The following is a 21,118-nucleotide window of genomic DNA, read 5'->3' as shown; positions in this document are numbered from 1 at the left end:
CTCAATAACGCCATGTCGATCACTCCTGGATCCCCCGACAAATCAGCCAGGGGAACGATCAAAACATGGGTCAATTCTCAGTGGAAATTTATGCCCCTCCCGGGTCAACTCTCAGCGGAAATCAACAGGCAGACGGCATCACGTGCCAGGCTTGCACTTCCTCCATTTTTACCCCCGGCAGCGGTTACAATCTTAACTGCGACGTGCGCTTCATGCCATGCTGAGACTATAGCAATAATGCGCTGCGTCATACTCCGACGGTTTTACATTTGTCTCAAAATAGTACCGTTACAACCCAATACCGCACCCTGTTTGTAAAATGCCAAGGGTTTTTTGCTGTTGTGCGGAATCGCGATTTTGCATCGCAAAATCGGTCTCGCTTGCAACATTCGGCAAAAATCCGAAGTGGTGGCAACGGCAACGCAAAGGCGGAAAACGACCACCACGCCGGTCATCTCGCATTTGCGACAAGAGAATCGAGCAAGGCCCGCGCGAGGGGCGGTTCCCCTCGCGCCGGGGTCAGCGGCCGATTCCGTAGTAGGTGAAGCCGGCCGCTTCCGCCGCCTCGCGGGCGTAGATGTTCCGCAGATCGACGAGGACAGGAGCCTTCAGCAACTCCCTGGCGCGTGCCAGGTCGAGCGCTCGGAAAGCGTCCCATTCGGTCACGATCACCAGCGCATCGGCATTTTCCATCGTGTCGTAAGGTCCGTCGAAATAGCTGATGTTGTTCAGCACTTTCTTCGCTTGCTCGGTGCCTTCGGGATCATGAGCGCAAACATGCGCGCCCGCATCCTGCAGGCTCTGGATGATGGCGATGGCCGGGGAATCGCGCATGTCATCGGTATTGGGCTTGAATGTCAGGCCCAGGATCGCAACCGTCTTGCCGCGGGCATCGCCGCCAAGCGCGTGGACCACCTTGCGGCCCATTGCGCGCTTGCGATTGTCGTTGACCGCCACCACCGCTTCAACGATGCGTTGCGGTGCTTCGAAATCCTGCGCGGTCTTGAGAAGGGCCAGGGTGTCCTTGGGGAAGCAACTGCCGCCGTATCCAGGCCCGGCGTGCAGGAACTTGGAACCGATACGGTTATCCAGCCCAATTCCGCGCGCCACATCCTGCACGTCCGCGCCAACCTTTTCGCACAAATCGGCGATTTCGTTGATGAAGGTGATCTTGGTGGCGAGAAATGCATTGCCCGCGTATTTGGTCAGCTCTGCGCCGCGCCGGCTCATCTCGATCACCGGCGATCGGCCGATGGCCAGCGGCCGGTAGATTTCCCGCATCACTTCCAGGGCGCGCGCATCATCGCCGCCGATCACCACGCGGTCCGGGCGCTTGAAATCGCTGATCGCCGCACCTTCGCGCAGGAATTCCGGATTGGAGACCACGGCGAAGTCCGCATTGGGATTGGCTTCACGGATGATCCGTTCGACCTCGTCTCCGGTGCCCACCGGCACGGTCGACTTGTCGACCACAACGGTAAAGCCGTTCAGGGCGTGGGCCACTTCCTCTGCGGCGGCATAGACGTAGGACAAGTCCGCATGGCCATCGCCACGGCGCGACGGGGTGCCGACGGCGATGAACACGGCGTCGGAATCGCGCGTCGCATCGACAAGGTCGGTGGTGAAGGACAGCCGCCCGGCGCGGACATTGCTGGCGACAAGCTGGTCAAGGCCGGGCTCGAAGATCGGAATCTCGCCGTTGCGCAGCGCCTCGATCTTGGCGATGTCCTTGTCGACGCAAACGACGTCGTGGCCGAAGTCGGCGAAACAGGCGCCGGAAACCAGACCCACATAGCCAGAGCCGATCATCGTTATGCGCATGTTTGAAAATGTCCCCGCGTTACAAGGCCGTTAAGATGTTTCATTCGGACTGTACTTGCCGAAATCTGCAGGTTGGCCATCTACCGCCCCTGATGCTGCATTGCAACGATGACTTATGTCCCGAAGCCGATCAACAGCATACCGCATAACCCGGAACGGCGGCGGTTCCGGCGCTAACCAAACCGAAGGTATTTCGCGCTAGGCTGGCGATATGGACTTCTTTTCACAGTACCATGAGCTGAAAGAGGCGCTTGTGGCCGCCATGGGGCAGAGCCATGCCCTGATGCATGTTCACGCCGGGCTTGCGATCTACGTGCTGTTCCAGCTTGTCTGGGGAACGCGTCGGGGATCGGTTCCCGCCTTGCTGTGCGTGTTCTTCTTCGAGGCGTTCAACGAAGTCTGCGATCGGCTGTTCTACGGATCGTGGCGGGGTGGCGATACCCTGCGGGACGTGCTGCTGACGATGCTGTGGCCATCGGTGCTGGTCGCGACCAGCCATTTGCGCCGATGGTCGTGGAACCGGCGCGCCCGGAGACTGCGCGAAGGACAGATGCTTTCCGCGCAAGTAGCCCACCGCGCCGCGCGGGCTGCTGCGCCTTCATTCACGGCCTAGTCCCTGAAAGCGCGAGCGAACTGATCGCGCAGAGGCTTGAGGACATAGGACAGCAGCGAGCGTTCGCCGGCGCTGACGAACACCTCGGCTGGCATCCCCGGCTTCAGATCCAGCCGCTCGTGCGCGATCACCGCCTGATCCATCAGGACGTGTACGCGATAGAAGCTGGCGCCGGTGTTGGGATCGGAAGTCCGTTCCGGCGAAACGAAAACCACGGTGCCGGGGATTTCCGGCGTCGTCGGCGCGCTGAACGCGGAAAGCCGGACCCGTGCCTTCTGCCCATAGCGAAGGCGGTTGATGTCGGCGGGGTTCATCGCCGCTTCCACCAGCAGACGCTCGTTCTCGGGCACGATTTCCATGATTTTCTGCGCCGGCTGGATCACGCCACCCACGGTGGCGAAAGCCAGCTTGTCGACCGTGCCTGAATAGGGCGCCCGGATTTCCGTCCGGCTGAACTGGTCCGAAGCGGAAGCGCTCTTGACCTGCTGCTCGTTGAGCGTGGTCATTACCTGGGCCAGTTCGGTGCCGGCTTCGGATCGCGCGTTCTGGTCGATCGAGATGATCTGCTGGCGGGTTTCGGTGATGCGCGCGCGCGTCTGGGCGATATTGGCTTGCAGCGAGGCGATCGATCCGTCCATGTCCACGGCGGCCCGTTCCAACTGGTTGAGCCGGTTGATGGTGACCAGTCCCTTCTTCCAAAGATCCCGGACGCCCTCCCGCTCGGGTTCGATCAGGACTTTCTGCTGCTGCAGCGCGCCGATCTGGGCGCGGTAGCTGTCGATCTGTTGTTCAAGCTGCACGACACGCTGGGCAAGCTGGCCGCGCAGGCTGGCGCGTTCGCTGCGCCGAAGGTTGAACAGGCGTTGCTCCGATGCCATGGCTGCCGCGGCGGATGAACTTGCGTTGCGAGTCAGCTCCGGCGGGAAGGCGATCGCGGGCGCATTTTCGCGCTCCGCCATCAGCCGTGCCCGCTGCGCCAGCAACTGATCCACCGTCTGAACGGAAAGGCTGGCGTTGAGGCCGGTCACATTGTCTTCCAGCTGGATCAGCAACTGGCCCTTCGCCACCTTTTGCCCATCGTGAACGAAGATGGCCTTGATGACCCCTCCTGCGGGATGGGCGATCTGCTTGACGCGGCTTTCGACACCCAACTGGCCCTGTCCGACCACGGCACCGCCGACCTGAATGACACTCGCCGCCAGCACCAGCACCAGCAGGAATGCGCCCAACCCCATGAAGGCCAGGCGCCGCGTGCGGACAAGGCGTTCTTCCACGCCCAGCGGGTCGGAAGGCGAGGGAGGGGGCACATCCACGGAAAGCGCCAATTGCTCGTTCATGCCACCGGCTCCCCTGCGATCCCGCCCGGCGGAGCGGGAATGAGCGGGGCGATTTTTGCCAGCACGGCGTCACGCGGGCCAAACATCCTGGCGTGCCCGCCCACCATGTAGAGCACCTTGTTGACGCGGTTGATCGCCATGCCGCGATGGGCAACCACGACCACGATTCCGCGACGGTCCTGGATTGCGCGGATGGCGGCGTCGAGAGCCGCTTCGCCTTCGGCATCGAGGTTGGAGTTCGGTTCGTCGAGCACGACGAGAAAGGGATTCCGATAAAGTGCGCGGGCGAGCGCGATGCGCTGGCGCTGGCCGCCGGAAAGCTGCTCTCCGTCCGCGCCGACCGGCGTTGCATATCCCTTGGGCAGCGACACGATGAGATCGTGTACGCCCGCTATCATCGCCGCCTCCACGATCGCGTTCGAATCGTGATCGGGATCGAAGCGGGCGATGTTCTCGCCGACGGTCCCGTTGAGCAATTCCACTGTCTGCGGCAGATAGCCTATGTATTCGCCCAGTCTCTGCGGGTCATACTGGTCGAAGGTGGCGCCATCGAGCCGGATCGCGCCGCGCACCGGTCGCCAGGCATCGACCAGTGCCTTGGCCATCGAGCTTTTGCCCGATCCGCTGGGGCCAACGATGCCCAGCACATCGCCCGCTTCCAGCGTGAACGAAGCGCCCTGCGCGGTGATTTGCTGGGTTCCCGGGGGCGCGACGACGCAGTTTTCGACCGAAAGCGTGGCGGCGGGGCGGGGCAGCACGGTTTCTGCCACCGGCGTGGGTGGGAGCGACGCCAGCAGGCTGGAAAGCCTGTTCCAGCTGTCGCGGGCGGCGGCAAAACCGCGCCATTGCGCGATGACCTGGTCGACTGGCGCCAGCGCGCGGGCCGAGAGGATCGAACTGGCGAAGATCACGCCGCCGCTTGCCTTGTCGTCGATCACCAGCAGCGCGCCGACGGTAAGGATGAGCGACTGGAGCGTGATGCGGAAAATCCGGCTGATGCCGCCATAAAGGTTCGTGGCCCTCGTTACCCGGTCCTGCGCGGCGAGAAACACGCGGTTGGCCGCCTCCCAGCGTTGGCGCAGCCGCTGCTCCATGCCGAGCGCGTGAATCGTTTCCGCATGGCGGAAGCGCTCCTCGCTCGCGGCCTGACGGGCGACGATGGTCTGCGCGCTGCGCTGAGTGGGTTCCGCGCTGGCGCGATAGGTCAGGTAGGTAAGTCCTCCCATGATGCACGCGCCGATCAAGGCCGTGACGGCAAGCCAGATGTGAAGAATGGCCAGCACCAGCAGGAAGAACACGATCCAGGGCGCGTCGATGAAAGCGCTGGGACCGCTGCCGGAAAGGAACGAGCGGATCGTATCGAGATCGCGGACCGCGCCCGATGGCAGGCCGCTTGCCCCCAGGCCGCGCAGGCGCGCAGTGAAGGCGGCGTCCTGAACCCGCGCGGTCATCCGCTGATCAAAGGAAATCGCGATGTCGTTCAGCAGGCGGGACCGGAAGGCATCGAACAGACCCTGGAACGCATAGACCGCCAGCACCATGAACAGCAATCCGACCAGCGTGGGTATGCTGCGGCTTGGCAGGACCGAATCGTAGATCAGCATCATGTAGATCGAGCCGCCCAGCAGCAGCACGTTCAAAGCGCCGCTCAGCAGCGCGACCACGACAAGCGAGCCGCGCAGTGAGCGCATGGCGTCGCTGAGTTCCCCGGAATTGAACGCGCTCACCAAATCGGTCCTCGATCTGAGGGAGGGGCAAGGTTTCAAGCTAACAGAAAGCAGGCGCTATCAGAAAACAGGTGGGGTGGAATTTGTATTGCAAGGGTCATGCTTCGATTGATTCCACCGCGTCGAAGAGGGCGCGGGGCGGTGTTGTCAGGTGTGTTCGGTCCTTGTCGAGCGGCTGGCGCGCAAGGACGTAGATTTTCGGCGAATAGCGCCGCAGCACCGGCGTGGCCGCCACCGCGCGATAGGCGAGCCGGGGCAGTGCGCGATGCGAGGTCACGAAGGGCAGTACGCCCGCGCCGGCCATGTCCATGCCCAGGAAATCGACGAAGGCACGCAATTGCCGCATGGTGTATTCGTGCTTGTGCCGACCCGTCGGATCGGCGCGGTATTTCATGTAGATGTTCTGCCCGAGCAGCAGTTTGCCGATGTTCGCCACCGATGCAACGTTGGGCACGGTGATGCACAGCAATCCACCCGGTTTCAGCACCCGCCGGACCTCATTGGCGAAGCGCAGCGGGAAGTATTCGCAATGTTCCAGGATTTCGCATGCGGTAAGCACATCGACATCATCGTCGGCGAAGGGCAGATCCTCGTCCTCGATGTTGCTGTGGTGCAGGGCGATCGATCCGTGGCGGGAATAGATGCGGTCGCACCCTTTCAGCGGGTGGGCATCGTGCGCGAAATAGACGCCTGAAGCCTGCCTTGCCCCCGCGGCCAGCGCGCGATCCAGCAGGTAGAAGGGAGACGCGCCGATATCAGCGACATGTGCGCCCGGCATGTACCGCTCGATCAGCCGAAACGTGCGATCCAGCCGCGGACGGGCCATGCCGATGTAGTCCCCGTCTCCATCATAGGGCGTGGGACGGGTCAGTTCGCTGTCGAAAAAAAGGCGAAAGCCGTTTCCGTCGGAGGCAGGTGGTGGCGTGTGGACCATGGCTACTGCATATCGTCCTTTTTGCACCGCGTCACGTTCGAGCGATATGTTGTGGGCGGAGAACAATCGCAGCATCGCCAAGACGTAAGCATCCGTACCGTGGCACGGGGCGTGCGCGACGACAATACCGCAGTCCGGAAAGAGGCGGCGTTGCGGCAGAAAGATGGTGCATTGCGGTACACCGTGATAAATTGCATCGCGCGGTCCGGTCCGTTCTGGTAATCCGCCGCTGTGAACGATCAGGCGATCATCAACCCTGCGGCAAGCGTTGTGCCCCCGCCCCGGCCGATCCGTCCGCTGGCGCGCCCAGTTCCGCGCGCAGTTGTCTGGCTGACGGTGTTGGCGCTGGTTGTCGCGGGCGGACTGACGCTGTGGCGCGTGGCGCCGGCGGGCTGGTGGAAAGGTGACGCGCGTTCGAGCGTGGTACGCGTCGCGCTGCCAAACGCGCCGCTCCCTTTCCGTGTGGAAGATCTTTCCGTCGATCCGGACAAGCTGGAAAAGATTTCGCCGACGGATGCCGTGGCCCGCAATGCGGCGATTCCGCTGACGACCGAGAAAAGTCCCGCAGCCAGAACCTTTTCGCTGGTGAGCGGCCAGGCAAGCGACTGGGAACGAGCGGTGGAATGCCTGACGACCGCGATCTATTATGAAGCGGCGCTGGAGCCTGTGGATGGGCAGCGCGCGGTGGCCCAGGTCATTCTGAACCGGGTGCGGCACCCGCTGTATCCCAAGACCGTCTGCGGTGTCGTCTATGAAGGGCACGAGCGGCGGACGGGGTGCCAGTTTTCCTTCACGTGTGACGGCTCGCTCGTGCGCAAGCCGGTCACTGCGCTGTGGGATCGCGCGCGCAAGATCGCCGCAGCGGCGCTGGCCGGCTCGGTCTATACTCCGGTCGGCTGGTCGACGAACTATCATGCGGATTACGTCGTGCCGGTGTGGATCACCAAGTTGCTTAAAGTATCCGTCGTCGGGCGGCATATCTTCTATCGGTTGCCCGGCACGTTCGGTTCGCCTGGCGCGTTCAATCTGGCCTATGCCGGCAATGAGCCGGTCTTTACCGGACAGGATCAGGCGCTGGCGTTGGATGAAACGCTGACGCAGGTGGATGAGGGCGGCGTCGTGAGCGCCGCGCGGCGGCCGTTGCTGGCGAACAGCGAATCCATCAACTCGGCCCCCGCGACGCCGACTCGCCCCACGGCGCGCTGGTTGCTCTCGATGGAGGCGACCACACCCGATTCCGCCTCCGCTTCCGCTGCGGCAGCCGGGGCGCCCGCCTCTGCCGCAGGGGGCGACAAGACCGGCGGTGCGGCGGCCGGCAAGCGGATGATCGTACCCAATCCCTGATTTTCGCCCGGCCAGCGGTGGACTGGCCAAGGTTCCGGAAAATTTTCCTGTCCTACAACCTTTGCGACATGCATTGGAACATAAGGAGAACATGGGGTTGTGGCCGTTCCGACCGGCGTGGCGCTTACCGACGCCGCGCAGGGCGGACGAAGAAGGGCCATCGCCTCGCGCGTTTTCCCGCAATGGAGGACTGACATGGTGGATGTGATTACGAGCATTCTGGCCGGCACGGCCAAGCGCTTCCGCGACATGGGCGATGGAACGCACGCGGAGGTGGTGCTGGCTGTGGATGGCGGTCCGCGCTATAACGCGGCGTCATCGGCTCCCTTGACCGGAACCGCGAACGCATCGGTGACGACCCCGGCATTCACGCCCCAGCCGGGACGGGAAATTGTCCTTACGCTGTCGGGCGCCTGGAGCGGCACGGTCAGCCTGCTGCGCTCCGTCGATGGGGGAACGACCAAGCTGCCAGCGACTTTGGCCAGTGCGCCGCTGATCTGGTCCGGCAATCTCAATGAACTGGTCTGGGTGGAAACCGAAGCGGCAGCCACGTTGTATCTCGACATCGCCCTGGCTTCCGGCACCGTTACCTATCGGGTGTCGCAATGAGCGCCGCGCTCGCGCTGAAGGCGCTGGGCGTGGCGACCGCCGCGAAGCCGAAACGGGACTGGGCCGCCGCCGCCGGCATCGGTTTCGCTGCAAACTGGCTGGCATCGGTCAAGCGCAAGCTGGCGGCCGGGCAGAACGCAACGATCCTGGTGTGGGGCGACAGCACCACGCGCAACAGCGTGCCCGCCGACGGTACGCCGCGCCGCTATCCCGCGCAATGGGCGGACAGCCTGATCGCGTCCGGCCGCCTGCCGGCGACGCATGGCGTGCGCATCTATGTCTATGACAGCCTGAGTACCCAGAAATACGTGCTGGCCGAAACCCTGCGCGATCCCGGCAACGGGCTGTGGCTCGACATCTATCAGGCCAGCGTTTCCGGCTCGATCCCGCGCTATTTCCTGCACGCCTATTTCCTGCGCGCGATCGCGGCGGTGCCGGCGGACGCCCTGTTCATCGGGCATGGCATCAACCTGGCCAGCTTCACCAATATCGAAGGCGAGATGCTGGCCGCGATCGAGCAGTTCCGCACCGTCCATCCCATGACGCCGATCCTGTGGACCACGCAGCATCCGCTCCAGGCCAATACCAATGGGGAGACGAGCTGGCGTCCGGCGCTGCTCCGCAATGCGGCCGCGTGGGGCATCGCGGTGGACGATACGGTCTATCAGGCCTACCTCGCCGCCGGGAAGCCGAATGGCCTCTACAACGGCGATGGCATCCACGAGAGCACCGATACCGGCTGCGCGCTCTACGTGGCGATGCTGAATGCGTGGTGGGACGCCAGTTCGCCGGGTGCCGGCATCGCGCGCTCGCCCTCGCTGCTGCTGCCGGCGGACCAGCAGATGATCGTCAATGGCGATTTCCAGACGTGGACCAACACGGCGGCCGCGCCGGACAGCTTCACGTCGAGCGGGACGATCGCCTTCAGCAAGGACACGACGACCTACGCCAATCCGCGCAAGCCGTTCTCGCTGAAAGGCGTGGCCAGCGGCGCGGCGCAGACGTGGATCGACCAGGTGGTGGATGCCACGAAGTTCCGCCAGTACCTGCTGGGCAAGCCGGTGACCGCTTGCGCGCGGGTGTGGCGCGACACGGGCGGCTCCAGCACCAACTTGGCCCGCCTGTGCCTGCGGGCCACGGCGGCATCGCTGGGGGGCACCGTGAACGCGGTGATCGCCGACGCCAACATCGTGCAGACCAACGGCTTTGGCTGGATCGTGCTGAAACCGTTCGTGCTGCCCGACGACATCACCGGCCTGAGCCTGCGCCTGTTCATCGACAGCGGCACAACGCCGGACGGGACCAAGGCGTGTTACGTCGATCAGATGAGTCTGGTGCCCGGCGTGATGCCGAGGCCCTACGCGGCTTAGCTGGTCCGGGTGGCCGGGGGGGGGGTACGTCCCTGGCCACCTTTTCCATCGCCTGTTCGCTAAAGCGAGAAGCGTTGATTGCTGCGCGGGAAAAAGCGCGCGATGGTGCGCGCTTCAGCCCTTCCGTTCCAGGCGGTCGCTATCGTTCCATAGCGTGCAACCGGTCGCGGTGCTTCTTTCAGAATGACGCGGAACTGAGCGAAATACCAATTCTTTACGGTGACATGGTGTGAAATCGTGGTGGATTGTCCCAGCGTGCGACAGAAGGAGAAACTGGTTGCAAATGGATTGTGCATCTGCGAAGGCTTTGGCTGTTCTTTGGCTAGTCTGGTAAGCGGTGAAAATGGCTGAAAAGGTTGCATTAATAACCGGTGTGACGGGGCAGGACGGGGCCTATCTCGCTGAGCTTCTGCTTTCCAAGGGGTATGTGGTTCATGGCGTCAAGCGCCGCTCTTCTTCGTTCAACACGGGGCGTATTGAGGGCATCTACCAGGACCCGCATGCGGAAGGTTCGCGTTTTCACCTGCACTACGGCGACCTGACCGATTCCACCAACCTGATCCGGATCATCCAGGAAACGCAGCCGACCGAAATCTACAACCTGGCCGCGCAAAGCCATGTCATGGTGAGTTTCGAAACGCCCGAGTACACGGCCAATGCCGATGGTATCGGCACGCTGCGCCTGCTGGAGGCGATTCGCATCCTGGGCATGGAAAAGACCACCCGTTTCTATCAGGCATCGACATCGGAGCTGTACGGCCTGGTGCAGGAAGTGCCGCAGCGGGAGACGACGCCGTTCTATCCCCGCTCGCCCTATGCCGCGGCCAAGCTCTATGCCTACTGGATCGTGGTCAATTACCGCGAGGCCTATGGCATGCACGCCTCGAACGGCATCCTGTTCAACCACGAGAGCCCGCTGCGCGGCGAGACCTTCGTGACGCGCAAGATCACGCGGGCGGCGGCGGCGATCCGGCTGGGGCGCCAGGAGAAGCTGTGGCTGGGCAATCTCGATGCCCGCCGCGATTGGGGCCACGCGCGCGAATACGTGCGCGGCATGTGGCTGATGCTGCAGCAGGAACAGCCCGACGACTACGTGCTCGCCACGGGCGAGACGACGCCGGTCCGCACCTTTGTCGAATGGGCGTTCGCGGATGCGGGCATCACGCTGCGCTGGGAAGGCGAAGGCGTGGACGAACGCGGCTATTGCGTGGAAACCGGCAAGTGCCTGGTGGAAGTGGACCCGCGCTATTTCCGCCCCACCGAAGTCGAACTGCTGATCGGCGATCCGACCAAGGCGCGCGAGAAGCTGGGCTGGGTCCACGAGACTTCGGTCCGCGACCTGTGCGCCGAGATGGTGCGGGACGACCTGCAGGTGATGCGCGACGCGCCGATTGCCAAGGATGCCTGACCCGATGGAACACGGCGCCTTCGATCTTGCAGGCCGGAAGGTGTTCGTCGCCGGACATCGCGGGATGGTGGGCTCGGCCATCGTCCGCCGCCTGCAGGCCGAAGGGTGCAACGTGGTGGTGGCCGGGCGCGACGTGATGGACCTGCGCGATCAGGTGGCGGTGCGCGGCTGGTTCGAGCGGGAGCGACCGGACGCCGTGTTCCTGGCCGCGGCGAAAGTGGGCGGCATTCTGGCCAACGACAGCTATCCGGCCGATTTTCTCTATGACAACCTAATGATCGAGGCGAATGTCATCGAGGCGGCCCATCGCGTCGACGTGGCCAAGCTGCTGTTCCTGGGATCGTCGTGCATCTATCCGAAGTTCGCGCCGCAGCCGATCGTGGAAAGCGCGCTGCTGACCGGTCCGCTGGAGCCGACCAACGAATGGTATGCGATCGCCAAGATCGCGGGGATCAAGCTGGCGCAGGCCTATCGCCGGCAGCACGGGCGCGATTTCATCTCGGCCATGCCGACCAACCTTTACGGACCGGGCGACAACTTCGACCTCAGGACCAGCCATGTCCTTCCGGCGCTGATCCGCAAGGCGCACGAGGCCAGGGCGAACGGGGCCGCCGCGGTCGAGATATGGGGAACGGGATCGCCCCGGCGCGAGTTCCTGCACGTCGACGACCTGGCCGATGGCTGCGTCTTCCTGATGAAGCACTATTCCGGTGACGAGCACGTCAACATCGGCAGCGGGGAGGACGTGACGATCCTCGATCTGGCCCGGACCGTCGCCGCGGTGGTCGGCTTCGCTGGCGATATCGCCACGGACCCGACCAAGCCCGACGGCACGCCGCGAAAGCTGATGGACTCCGGACGCATCCGCGCCCTAGGCTGGGAACCGAAAATACCTCTGAAACAAGGCATCGAGGAGGCGTATCGGTGGTATCTCGACCACGCCGAACCCGCCGGCTCGCTTGCGTAGCTAGGCGATCATGCAGGCGCGTGTGAATCAGGGCGATGCGCTGACGATGGCGAGTCCTTCGGGGCTGCCAGCCACAAAGGTGCTGGGAGTGCCGGTCAGCCTCGTGAACATGGATCTGGCCGTGAACACGATTCTCGGCTGGGTACGCGATCGGAAGTCGCATTTCATCTGTGTGCGCGACGTGCATGGCGTGGTCCGTGCCGTCGAGGACCCGGATATCATGGCGCTGCACTACAAGGCGGGGATGATCACCCCGGACGGGATGCCGCTGGTCTGGCTTGCCCGTTGGCGTGGCCATCGGGATGTGGGCCGCGTTTGTGGCGCGGATCTGGTCGATGCGTTGTGCGAAGCGTCGGCAAAGGCGGGCGTTTCCCATTATTTCTTCGGCGGAAAGCCGGGCGTTGCCGAACGCATGGCGCAGAATCTCGTGGCCAAGTATCCGGGATTCAAGGTCGCCGGTCTGGAGACGCCGCCCTTCCGCGCGATGACGGCGGAGGAAGATGCCGCTGTCGTGGAACGGATCAAGCAATCGGGCGCCGGCGTGGTGTGGGTGGGCATCAGCACGCCCAAGCAGGAATTCTGGATGCGCGATCACGTCGACCGTCTGCCCGGGGCCACGTTGATCGGCGTGGGCGCGGCGTTCGATTTCCATTCGGGAGACGTGAAACGCGCGCCTCGCTGGATGCGCAAGACCGGTTTCGAATGGTTGCATCGCCTGTTGAGCGAACCGCGTCGCCTGTGGCGCCGTTACCTGATCCTGGCACCGAAGTTCGTGCTCATGCAACTGCGCCAGGGACGGAACGGCTGAATCATGCGCTGCCCCGTGCCTGTGCCGGTTTTTGCTCCGGCGCTATCGGAATCATGTGAACCTGACTGCTCGCTCAAAGAGGGGCGGCCGTGATCGGCAGAGCCTGGAAATCCCTGAAGCGCAGGCTGTTCGTATCGGGCAGCGTCGTGGTGGGGCAGCGGTTCCATATCGGCATGCTGTCTTATGTCAGCGCTTCGCGGAAGCTGGCGATCGGCGATGATGTCTATATCGGCAAGTTCTGTTCAATCCAGGTAAACGGGGAGATCGGGAACGGCTGTCTGATCGCCAACAATGTCGGCATCGTGGGACGGCGCGATCACGATATGCGCGATGTGGGAAAGCTGATCAGTCGCGCGGCGTGGGTCGGCGACACGCCGCGTCTGGCGGATGATCCGCGCAACAGCGTGACCATCGGCGCGGACGTCTGGATCGGCTTCGGAGCGATCGTCCTGAGCGGCATCACCATCGGCCGGGGAGCGATCATCGCTGCCGGGGCCGTGGTAAGCGAGGATGTGCCGCCCTACGCGATCATGTCCGGCAATCCGGCGTCACGGATCGGCATGCGGTTCACGCCCGAACAGGTGATCGAACACGAAGCGGCGATGGGAGCGGGGGCGGCGTGAGGCAGGTCCGGTATATTTTCCCTGTTTCGCACCACTATCGCTATCCGTTCCACGAACGGCTGAGGGAGCGGCTGGCGCTTCACGATGTCGATTACCGTGTCGTATATAGCGATCCGCCGGAGGAGAACCGGCAAAAGCGCGATACCGTGGACATTGCCTGGGGCATCAAGGTGCCGACCACCACGATTGGGGGGCTGGCGTATCAGCACGGCCTGCGCGAGGCGCTGAAAGCGGACCTCGTTATCGTCCAGCAGGAAAACAAGCTGGCCCTGAATTATTTTCTTAACATCGCCTCGATGATTGGTCTGAAGCGCGTGGCCTATTTTGGCCACGGCCGGAACTTTCAGGCGCGCGATCGCAGCAGCCGCGCCGAGCGGTGGAAGCGGTTCTGGGCAACCAGGGTGAACTGGTGGTTCGGTTATACCGACGAGACGCGCAAGCATATCGAATCGCTGGGCTTTCCCGCCAGCCGGATCACCGTGTTCAACAATGCCGTGGATACCGGAACCGTGCGCCAGCAGATCGCGGCGGTCACGCCCGAACGGCTGGCCCACCGGCGCGCGGAACTGGGGTTGACGGGCACGCACGTGGGCGTGTTCGTGGGCGGTCTTTACGAAGACAAGCGATTGGATTTCCTGATCGAATCCGCGTGCCAGACGCGCGCGCGGGTTCCGGATTTCGAAATGCTGGTGATTGGCGGCGGTCCCGCTTTCGAAACGCTCAAGACGCAGGCGGCGCCCCATCCCTGGATCCATGTGCTGGGACCGAAGTTCGGCCCGGACAAGATCGAACTGATGCTGCTGGGGCAGTTGTTCCTGATGCCGGGATTGGTGGGGCTGGCGATTCTGGACGCGGCCGCCGCAGGGCTACCCATCGTGACCACGGCCTTTCCCTGGCACAGCCCCGAGATCGCCTATCTGAACGATGGAATCAGCGGGCTGATCGTGCAGGACTGGGAAAATCCGGTAGCTTACGGCGATGCCGTTGCGGAGATCCTGCTCGATCCCGAGCGTCTGGCGGCGATGCGCGAGCAGGCGCGCGCCGTGTCTGCCCGCTATACGATAGAGGCCATGGCCGACCGCTTCGCGGAGGGCGTGCTCAAGGCCTTGCAGGCATGAACGCCTATCGCGTCAGGAACGTGGTGTCGCCCCCGAGAAACAGGTAGGTGGGGCGCGCGCCGGCGAGCAGGGCATCGAGCTTCTGCCGGTGTCCTCCGGTCTGGCCTGCATAGGGCCTGAGCAAGGCGAAGAGGATGGGCGCTTCCGGCGCCTCCTGCGGCTGTCCCGCCAAGGCGCCGATGCGGCCGCCGGACGGGGTGCCGGCATCGTCCAGAATGCGATCGGCGAGGCGGGTTAGCGCGCCTCGCTCGGCCGCGGAAAGGCCTGACGGATCAAGCTCTGCCGAAGCGGCCAGCGGTGCCGCCGCGAACAGGTGGTAGTGGAGCGATTTGGGACCGCGTTTCAGTTCCGCCGCCAGAGTCCCTTCCGGCGTCACTTGCGCGAGGCCCAGCGCGCGGCTGTTACGCCCGAACGCGACCAGCCCCCTGTCATTGGCGGCAAGGCCGGTCGCCAGCGCGGCAAGGCCGCCCCAGTAACGGTGGTTGTCGATCAGGCCGCGATCGATCCTTTGCTGGTTGAATGCCTGCACCGCCCTGGCGCTCTGCACCAGCCAGGAGCGGATCATTCCGCCCTCTGGCATGGCGTCCAGCGCGCTCTTGGCCTTCAGGTACGAAATTGCGAGGCTGGCGATCATCCATTCGCGGAAGAACATGTCGGCATCTGCGGGAGATACCGTCATCGCACCGGCTTGCGCCTGGGCCGCGAAGTGCGCGGCAAGACAGCGGGCCGCGGCCGGATCGGGCGCCTGCCGGTAACGGTCCGCGAGCGCGTTTATCCGGCGCACGGGGCCAACAATGGCCGCGCGCACGCCGGCCTGTGCCTGGACTTTGCCTGGATCGAGGCGTGACCGTGTCGCGTCGCTGTCATCCGCGACATACCGGGTGACGATTTCCATCGTGCGGGGAATCGTCGCGACCGGAGGGCAGCCGGGCGAAACGCCGGCGGCGCCGGCAAGGAGCAGAAGCGGAACGGCGGGAACAGGCATGTTTCAGGACGCCTCCTGCGCTTGCATGAGATAGGGTAACCAGAACCGGCGCGCTGCGGCAAGAATGGCTCCGAAGACCACGACGCCGATCATGACGGAAGCGGCGATCGTCAGCATCGGATGCCCCAGGCCGTGCAGTTCGCGCTGCGCCAGCCAGACGATGCCGGACATGGCGAGCGTGGCGAGAACGGGAACGGCCAGCCACCGCGCGGTCTGCGCCAGCAACGCGGGCGTTTCGCGTCTCCCGATGCGTGATGCGATGACCAGTACATAGCCGATGACATAGCGCACCGAGAAAACCACCGCCATGTAGGCCGGGCCAAGCCGCCCGAACGGGACGACGAGAATCACGCCGATGATCAGTTCGACAAGCCGGACATTGGCGATGAGCCTGGTCTGCCCGGCCAGCATCTGCTGGGCGCGCTCGATGGTTACCATCGAACGGAAGATGCCGCCCACCGTCATCATGATGATCAACGCGGCGGCGCCGTCCCACTCCGGCCCGAAGATCATCTTGATCGCCAGCGGCGATATGGCCGCGAATCCGGCGAAACTGGGAATGGCGGTAATGCCCTGCATCAGCACCGAACTGCGATAGATCCGCTCCTGATGCCCTTTGAGACCCTGCCGCGCGATCATGGACAGCATGACCTTGTCGAACGAACTGGCGACGAGATCCTGCAGGATCTGCACCAGCCGCTTGGCCAGGCCATAGACCCCGGTCACGCTGTTGCTGAACAGGGCGCCGATCACCAGAATGTCCAGCCGGTTGCCGAAGACATTGAGAATCGTGGACCACAGCATCGTGGCGACATGGCCGGCAAAATCATGCGCGATTGTCCGGTCAAGGCGCATGCTGGGGACGAAGCCGGCACGAATCGAGCAGAGCGTAAACATCGAGATGTGCAGCGCGCCCTGCTGGATGATGAGACTCCAGAAACCCGCGCCACGATAGGCGGAGGCCACGCCGATCGCGGCGCCGATCAGGTTGGAGAGCGCGGAGTTGGTCGCGTACTGGCGCGATCGCCCGTGTCGCATCAGCAGTGCGCGGGGAACGGAAGCCGCGCCTTGCACCACGATGATCAGCGCGATCGCCTGGATTGCCCACTGCGTTTCGACGCTGCTGTAGAACCATCCGAAACCGAACGCGATCACGGCGATCAGCGCGGCCATCAATCCCGAGATGCCGACGGATACCCAGAACGTTGTCGGCGCTATATCCGCTTCTTCGCCATTTTGCCGGACGATCAGGTTTTCGACCGCGTCGGAAAAGAACGTGTCCGACAAGATCAGGAAAGTGGAGGCGATGGTATAGATGCCGAAGGCCGCGGGGGAGATGAGCGCGACGATCGTGGTGAACGACGCCAGCGTAATCAGGTTGTAGGCCCATCGGCCTGCCAGCATCCACGCGACGTTCTTGGCAAGGGACATGGTGGTTTCCCGTGATCTGGCGGTCTATTGCAACAGGGCGGAGAAGTCCGCGACGAAGACCGATCGCACGCCGTTCACGGCGCCGTTGAACGTCAGGAGGTGCCCTTGCGCGTCCCACGCGGGATGCGGATCGATGCGGTATTCGCTGCGCGGTCCCTTGTAGGCGGGGGCGGTGTCGATCCGCACGGCGTTGCGCACGGCGTCAGTCGCCAGATCGATCAGCCGCAGCGGGACGGTGCCATCGTTCGCGGCCATCGGTTCATAGGCGTAGCAATCGGTCATCAGGTGCCCGCCGCCGGGGTGGATCGTGGGATGGCCGGAACCTTGATGACGCGAAACGGAGCGCAGGTCCGCGCCATCGAAGCGGACCGACCGGAAATGCAGCGGCACGCCGGCGCGGCCGATCGGCAGGCCCGTGCGACGACCGATCTTGCCCAGCAGGATGCGCATCCGCCCGAACAGGCCGGCGCTGGATGCCGGCGGCAGGTTCATGATGATGCGGTCGCCGTTCGGTTCCCAGTTGGGATGGTGGCCATCGGACCAGACATGGGGCGGCACGGCGACCCGTATGTTCGATCCGTCCGCGTCGAGCGTCACCAGCCAGTTGCGGCTCTTGCCTTTGCGGGCACCGGCCGGGAACTGGCGGACGATGAACATGATCCGCGTGCCCTGGTCGTTCCATTTGGTGTGAAAGCCATAGACGGCGTTGGTTTCCGGCGCGAAAGTATCGCTCGCGGGAGCGATTGCCGCGCACACGTCCGCCAGGCTCACCAGCAGCCGGCTTTCACCGCGCTCCAGATCGGTGATGAATATGCCGTCGTCGGCAGGCGCTCCACTGTTCGGGGCGACGCGACCGGGCGGGACGTGTACCCCGTAGCCGGCCTGCGCGATGCCGATCTTGACGAGATCGGGCGATATCGCGAAACGTCCATCGCGCGAAACATGATAGACCGGCGCTTCGAACCGTCTTTCCGTACCATTGGTGAAATCGACCTGCACGCCATGCGGGAGCCACGTCGCCTCGTCCATGCGGTTGAACAGCAGGGCCGCGTCGGTCGCGCCCCATTGCACTTGCGCTCCGACCTGCGTGTCCCACGCCGCTGTGCTGTCGCGATAGACTTCCTCGCCGCTGGCAAGATCAACGACCACCACGAACGAACGGTCTCCGGGCGCTGGCGGCCTGTCCTGATAGGGAAACTCGTTGAGGGCGATGTAGCGTCCGCTGGGGCTGATCGGGCAACTGTCGAAGAAGCGGTGAATCGTCGGCCGTTTGCCATCGGTAATCTGGTGGACCGGCACCAGCGGATCGAACAGTTCGTATCGGGGAAACGTCTGCAGGCGCATGACTGGGGAATCCTGGGGAGAGGCGGCTGGGAGGGTCACGGCAGCGCGGCGATGGCCTGAACGATGCCTGACCGCGCGCGCGCGAAGATCGCGATGTCGACGCCCGGATCGGCAGGGGTTGCCATTGCCGGCAGTTCCTGCCGTGTCAGATCGACCAGCCGTTCCGCCATGCCCGAATCCTCGAACAGGCCAATGATCTTGCGGTTGCGCGCGGGGTGAACCAATGCCCAGACCGGGGCGCCGCAGCTTGCGGAAAACAGCAGGACATGCAGCCGGTTGCTGAGCACCCAGGCGGCTTGCTGGTACAGGTCGAACAGCGCGCTTTCGCCGATGGCCGCGCCAACGGTTTCGCAGGGGCGATCCGCCTCCAGCCGCTGCTTCAGCGCGGCGCAAACCGGTTCGTCGCGTTCGACCTGCGCCGAAAGGACGATACGATGGCGGCGTTGCGGGTCCAGCGCATCCAGCATCCGGCGCGCCGCCGTGGCGATTTCATCGATGTGTTGCGCCCCTTCGGCGCGGAAACTGAGAACGATGTAGGGAGCCTGCCTGTCCGGCGTGTGCTGGCGCGTGGGCAGCATGAACGCAAAATCAGGGAAGCGCCGCACATGCGCGAGTCCGATGCTGTCGGCATAGGCCAGCGAGATATGGTCGCGCAGGCCGATCAGCCGCATCGCCCGCGACTTCAGCTTTTCGAACCGGGCACGGCCCGGCGAATATGGCCCCATCGACGCGCCCATGCGAATGATCTTCACGCCACACAGCCGCAGCAGCCAGAAATACGCCGTGGAGATGCATTCCTTGACAGCCTGCATTCCGCGCAGATCGCCGGAATAGCCGCCCGGCAGCAGCACGTAATAGGTGTCGCCATCGCCCGACAGGGCGGAGCGGATCAGTTCCAGATGGAAACCGGCGCGTGCGGTGCGCTCTTCGCCCGGGGCGAGATGCAGGTTGGCGATGAACGCGGCAGGCGCGTGGGCCAGTCCGACCGCGACGGTCCCGCGCGTGCGCAGCAGACCGATGCATTCGCGGTTGATGATCAGGTCGCCAAGATTTTCGTATTGGGTTTTCAGGAGGAGAAAGAAAGTCGGACGGGGTTTTGTCGTCTGGCTGTCTGCCCTCATCGGTCGCTCGCCCGATTCTGCAGCGCTCCGGCGCGGACGCGGCCGGAAGAAGGACGGGGCAGCGCGCGCCAGACGCCCGCGCCATTGCCCGTGGCCAGGAAGAAGTAGGCCAGCAGGATCGTGGAAAGTTCGTTATAGCGCGCGCCAATGTTCATCACGGTGCCGATGACCGCAAGCGACAGCGCGAAGATCGCCGATACGGTATCGACCGGCCGCCGCAGCGTCCAGGTGTTGCGCAGCGCGGTGCCGATCGTCATGAACAGGATCGTCGAGAACAGCAGGAAACCCACCGAGCCCATTTCCGCCGCGACTTGCAGGTAGACATCGTGAAAGTGCGGTGCCTGGTAGTACTTGTCGACGTTGACGATAGCGCCCGGCGCGTTGGGATCGTCACCGAATATGCCGCCATAGGCCCAGCCCAGCACCGGCTTTTCCGACCAGAACTGCACGGCATAGGCCCAGAGCGTGGTGCGGCCGGTCAGGGTCACGTCGCGGCCCAGGGCGCCAACCGCATCGGCGAACAGGGTCTGCCATGACAGCAGCGCGACGACGGCGCCGAACAGCATCATGACCAGGAACAGCAGTCGAAGCTGAAGGTCTTGCAGACGCGGGAGCAGAACCATCAACACGCAGACCAGCAACAGCGTGACGAGGCCCAGCGACGACCCGGAAACCAGCACCGCCAGCGCGCACGTCGCCGCCATCGGCCAGCGCCAGGGATTGCGCAGCAACTGAATGTTCATGGCGAACGCGATCGCGGCATAGAAGCCGGCGTAGATCTTGTGGCTGAACAACCCGCGGACCAGGACGGTGCCGAGCAGGTTCGCGCGATCGATCGGATCGAAATAATAGGCGTGTGGCAGGCCGACCACGGCCATGAGCAGGCCGATGACGATCAGCGCGTTCAGCGTGAACAGCAGGATGCGCTCGAACCGTTCGAGTGAAAGGTGGCGATGGCATGCCCAGGCGAAGGCGAGGTTCGCGATGAGCGAAAACCCGTACATCAGCGTGGCATTCGGCATCTTGGACCACGCCACGCCGGCGATCGCCAGGCCGGCGAACGCGAACAGGACGACTTCCCGGAGAGTGATGGATGGCCGCAGGCTGGTGATGATGAAGGGGGCGGAAATGCCGTAGAGCGCCAGCCAGCTTATCGTCAGCAGGCCGCTGCCTTCCAGCATCTTGCCGGTGGGATCGACCGGCGTGAGGAGGTTGGCCGTGGCCCCCGCAGCGGCGACGAGATACAGTACAACCAGCGCCGCAATCATCGAATCGACGAAGCTGCCGGTTCCGGATCGGCCGGTTCCGGGCCGGGTAACCGGCCTGCGCGGACGTTTGGCCACGAGTCGATCCTGCACGGTCTGTAGGGAAGCGGGATCGTTCATCTCACTGTTCCTGACGCAGATGCTCAGTCGCGATCGTCATCGTGCCGGCGAAGGCGGCATGATTGCGCACGCTATGCGGAAAAGACCATGCCAATATAACCCAGCAGGCCTGACCGGAAACACTTTCCACGCGTATTCTTCCTGCACTGTGCCAGTCACGGACAGTTTCATTT

The 21,118-nt window shown here is 63.9% G+C and carries 20 protein-coding genes; 9 read left to right on the top strand and 11 right to left on the bottom strand.

From position 1 onward, the window contains the following. Window positions 1–519 precede the first annotated feature (519 nt). Entirely contained in the window at window positions 520–1,821 is a 1,302-nt protein-coding gene (locus EH199_RS04390) for a UDP-glucose/GDP-mannose dehydrogenase family protein (protein ID WP_124808043.1), read from the bottom strand. A 211-nt stretch (window positions 1,822–2,032) separates the two neighbouring features. Between EH199_RS04390 and EH199_RS04385 the strand changes: the two genes are divergently transcribed. Further along, entirely contained in the window at window positions 2,033–2,434 is a 402-nt protein-coding gene (locus EH199_RS04385; protein WP_124808042.1) for a hypothetical protein, read from the top strand. Here EH199_RS04385 and EH199_RS04380 read toward each other — a convergent pair. From EH199_RS04380 to EH199_RS04370, 3 genes are all read right to left on the bottom strand, one after another. Beyond that, window positions 2,431–3,771, bottom strand: a complete 1,341-nt coding sequence (locus EH199_RS04380) for an HlyD family type I secretion periplasmic adaptor subunit (RefSeq protein WP_124808041.1) — start codon at window positions 3,769–3,771, stop codon at window positions 2,431–2,433. The genes EH199_RS04385 and EH199_RS04380 overlap by 4 nt on opposite strands. Next, a complete protein-coding gene (locus EH199_RS04375; RefSeq protein ID WP_210417594.1) occupies window positions 3,768–5,498 on the bottom strand; it encodes a type I secretion system permease/ATPase in 1,731 nt (576 codons plus the stop codon). The genes EH199_RS04380 and EH199_RS04375 overlap by 4 nt, the downstream gene beginning before the upstream one ends. A 97-nt stretch (window positions 5,499–5,595) precedes the next feature. Next, window positions 5,596–6,432: a class I SAM-dependent methyltransferase gene (locus tag EH199_RS04370; protein WP_168196001.1), complete on the bottom strand. Its 837-nt coding sequence runs from the start codon at window positions 6,430–6,432 to the stop codon at window positions 5,596–5,598. Between the two features lie 339 nt (window positions 6,433–6,771). Between EH199_RS04370 and EH199_RS04365 the strand changes: the two genes are divergently transcribed. The 3 genes from EH199_RS04365 to EH199_RS04355 all read left to right on the top strand — a co-directional run bounded on the left by EH199_RS04365 (window position 6,772) and on the right by EH199_RS04355 (window position 9,755). Continuing rightward, entirely contained in the window at window positions 6,772–7,776 is a 1,005-nt protein-coding gene (locus EH199_RS04365) for a cell wall hydrolase (RefSeq protein ID WP_190287114.1), read from the top strand. A gap of 99 nt (window positions 7,777–7,875) precedes the next feature. After that, window positions 7,876–8,385, top strand: a complete 510-nt coding sequence (locus EH199_RS04360; RefSeq protein ID WP_124808038.1) for a hypothetical protein — start codon at window positions 7,876–7,878, stop codon at window positions 8,383–8,385. Next, a complete protein-coding gene (locus EH199_RS04355) occupies window positions 8,382–9,755 on the top strand; it encodes a hypothetical protein (protein ID WP_124808037.1) in 1,374 nt (457 codons plus the stop codon). Before EH199_RS04360 ends, EH199_RS04355 begins: the two co-directional genes overlap by 4 nt. A gap of 59 nt (window positions 9,756–9,814) precedes the next feature. Here the strand turns inward: EH199_RS04355 and EH199_RS04350 are convergent, their stop codons facing one another. Beyond that, complete coding sequence (locus EH199_RS04350) at window positions 9,815–10,051, bottom strand: hypothetical protein (protein WP_124808036.1); 237 nt, start codon at window positions 10,049–10,051, stop codon at window positions 9,815–9,817. A gap of 47 nt (window positions 10,052–10,098) precedes the next feature. Between EH199_RS04350 and gmd the strand changes: the two genes are divergently transcribed. The 5 genes from gmd (at window position 10,099) to EH199_RS04325 (ending at window position 14,679) form a co-directional block, all read left to right on the top strand. Continuing rightward, window positions 10,099–11,163 (top strand): GDP-mannose 4,6-dehydratase, encoded by a 1,065-nt coding sequence (gene gmd / locus EH199_RS04345; protein ID WP_124808035.1) that lies wholly within the window; start codon window positions 10,099–10,101, stop codon window positions 11,161–11,163. A gap of 4 nt (window positions 11,164–11,167) precedes the next feature. Continuing rightward, entirely contained in the window at window positions 11,168–12,130 is a 963-nt protein-coding gene (locus EH199_RS04340) for a GDP-L-fucose synthase (protein WP_210417593.1), read from the top strand. 10 nt (window positions 12,131–12,140) lie between these two features. After that, on the top strand, window positions 12,141–12,938 hold the full coding sequence (locus EH199_RS04335; protein ID WP_124808033.1) for a WecB/TagA/CpsF family glycosyltransferase: 798 nt from the start codon (window positions 12,141–12,143) through the stop codon (window positions 12,936–12,938). 89 nt (window positions 12,939–13,027) lie between these two features. Continuing rightward, window positions 13,028–13,561 carry a DapH/DapD/GlmU-related protein gene (locus tag EH199_RS04330; RefSeq protein ID WP_210417592.1) on the top strand — a complete coding sequence of 178 codons (534 nt, stop codon included), beginning with the start codon at window positions 13,028–13,030 and terminating at the stop codon, window positions 13,559–13,561. After that, window positions 13,558–14,679, top strand: a complete 1,122-nt coding sequence (locus EH199_RS04325) for a glycosyltransferase family 4 protein (RefSeq protein WP_124808032.1) — start codon at window positions 13,558–13,560, stop codon at window positions 14,677–14,679. The genes EH199_RS04330 and EH199_RS04325 overlap by 4 nt, the downstream gene beginning before the upstream one ends. Window positions 14,680–14,683: 4 nt before the next feature. Here the strand turns inward: EH199_RS04325 and EH199_RS04320 are convergent, their stop codons facing one another. Genes EH199_RS04320 through EH199_RS24930 form a run of 6 tightly spaced genes read right to left on the bottom strand, consistent with a single transcriptional unit; the run spans window position 14,684 to window position 21,075 of the window. Beyond that, a complete protein-coding gene (locus tag EH199_RS04320; RefSeq protein WP_124808031.1) occupies window positions 14,684–15,664 on the bottom strand; it encodes an alginate lyase family protein in 981 nt (326 codons plus the stop codon). A gap of 3 nt (window positions 15,665–15,667) precedes the next feature. Next, on the bottom strand, window positions 15,668–17,095 hold the full coding sequence (locus EH199_RS04315) for an oligosaccharide flippase family protein (RefSeq protein WP_124808030.1): 1,428 nt from the start codon (window positions 17,093–17,095) through the stop codon (window positions 15,668–15,670). Window positions 17,096–17,119: 24 nt separating this feature from the next. Further along, entirely contained in the window at window positions 17,120–18,439 is a 1,320-nt protein-coding gene (locus EH199_RS04310) for a hypothetical protein (RefSeq protein WP_124808029.1), read from the bottom strand. A gap of 35 nt (window positions 18,440–18,474) precedes the next feature. Next, entirely contained in the window at window positions 18,475–19,560 is a 1,086-nt protein-coding gene (locus EH199_RS04305; RefSeq protein ID WP_124808028.1) for a polysaccharide pyruvyl transferase family protein, read from the bottom strand. Further along, window positions 19,557–20,945, bottom strand: coding sequence for an O-antigen ligase (locus EH199_RS04300; RefSeq protein WP_124808027.1), 1,389 nt, complete (start codon window positions 20,943–20,945; stop codon window positions 19,557–19,559). Before EH199_RS04300 ends, EH199_RS04305 begins: the two co-directional genes overlap by 4 nt. A gap of 1 nt (window position 20,946) precedes the next feature. After that, on the bottom strand, window positions 20,947–21,075 hold the full coding sequence (locus tag EH199_RS24930) for a hypothetical protein (protein ID WP_255420438.1): 129 nt from the start codon (window positions 21,073–21,075) through the stop codon (window positions 20,947–20,949). Window positions 21,076–21,118: the final 43 nt, after the last annotated feature.

It is taken from the genome of Novosphingobium sp. LASN5T (assembly GCF_003856955.1).
GTDB lineage: Bacteria > Pseudomonadota > Alphaproteobacteria > Sphingomonadales > Sphingomonadaceae > Novosphingobium.
This window is presented reverse-complemented; position numbering and strand designations above follow the sequence as displayed.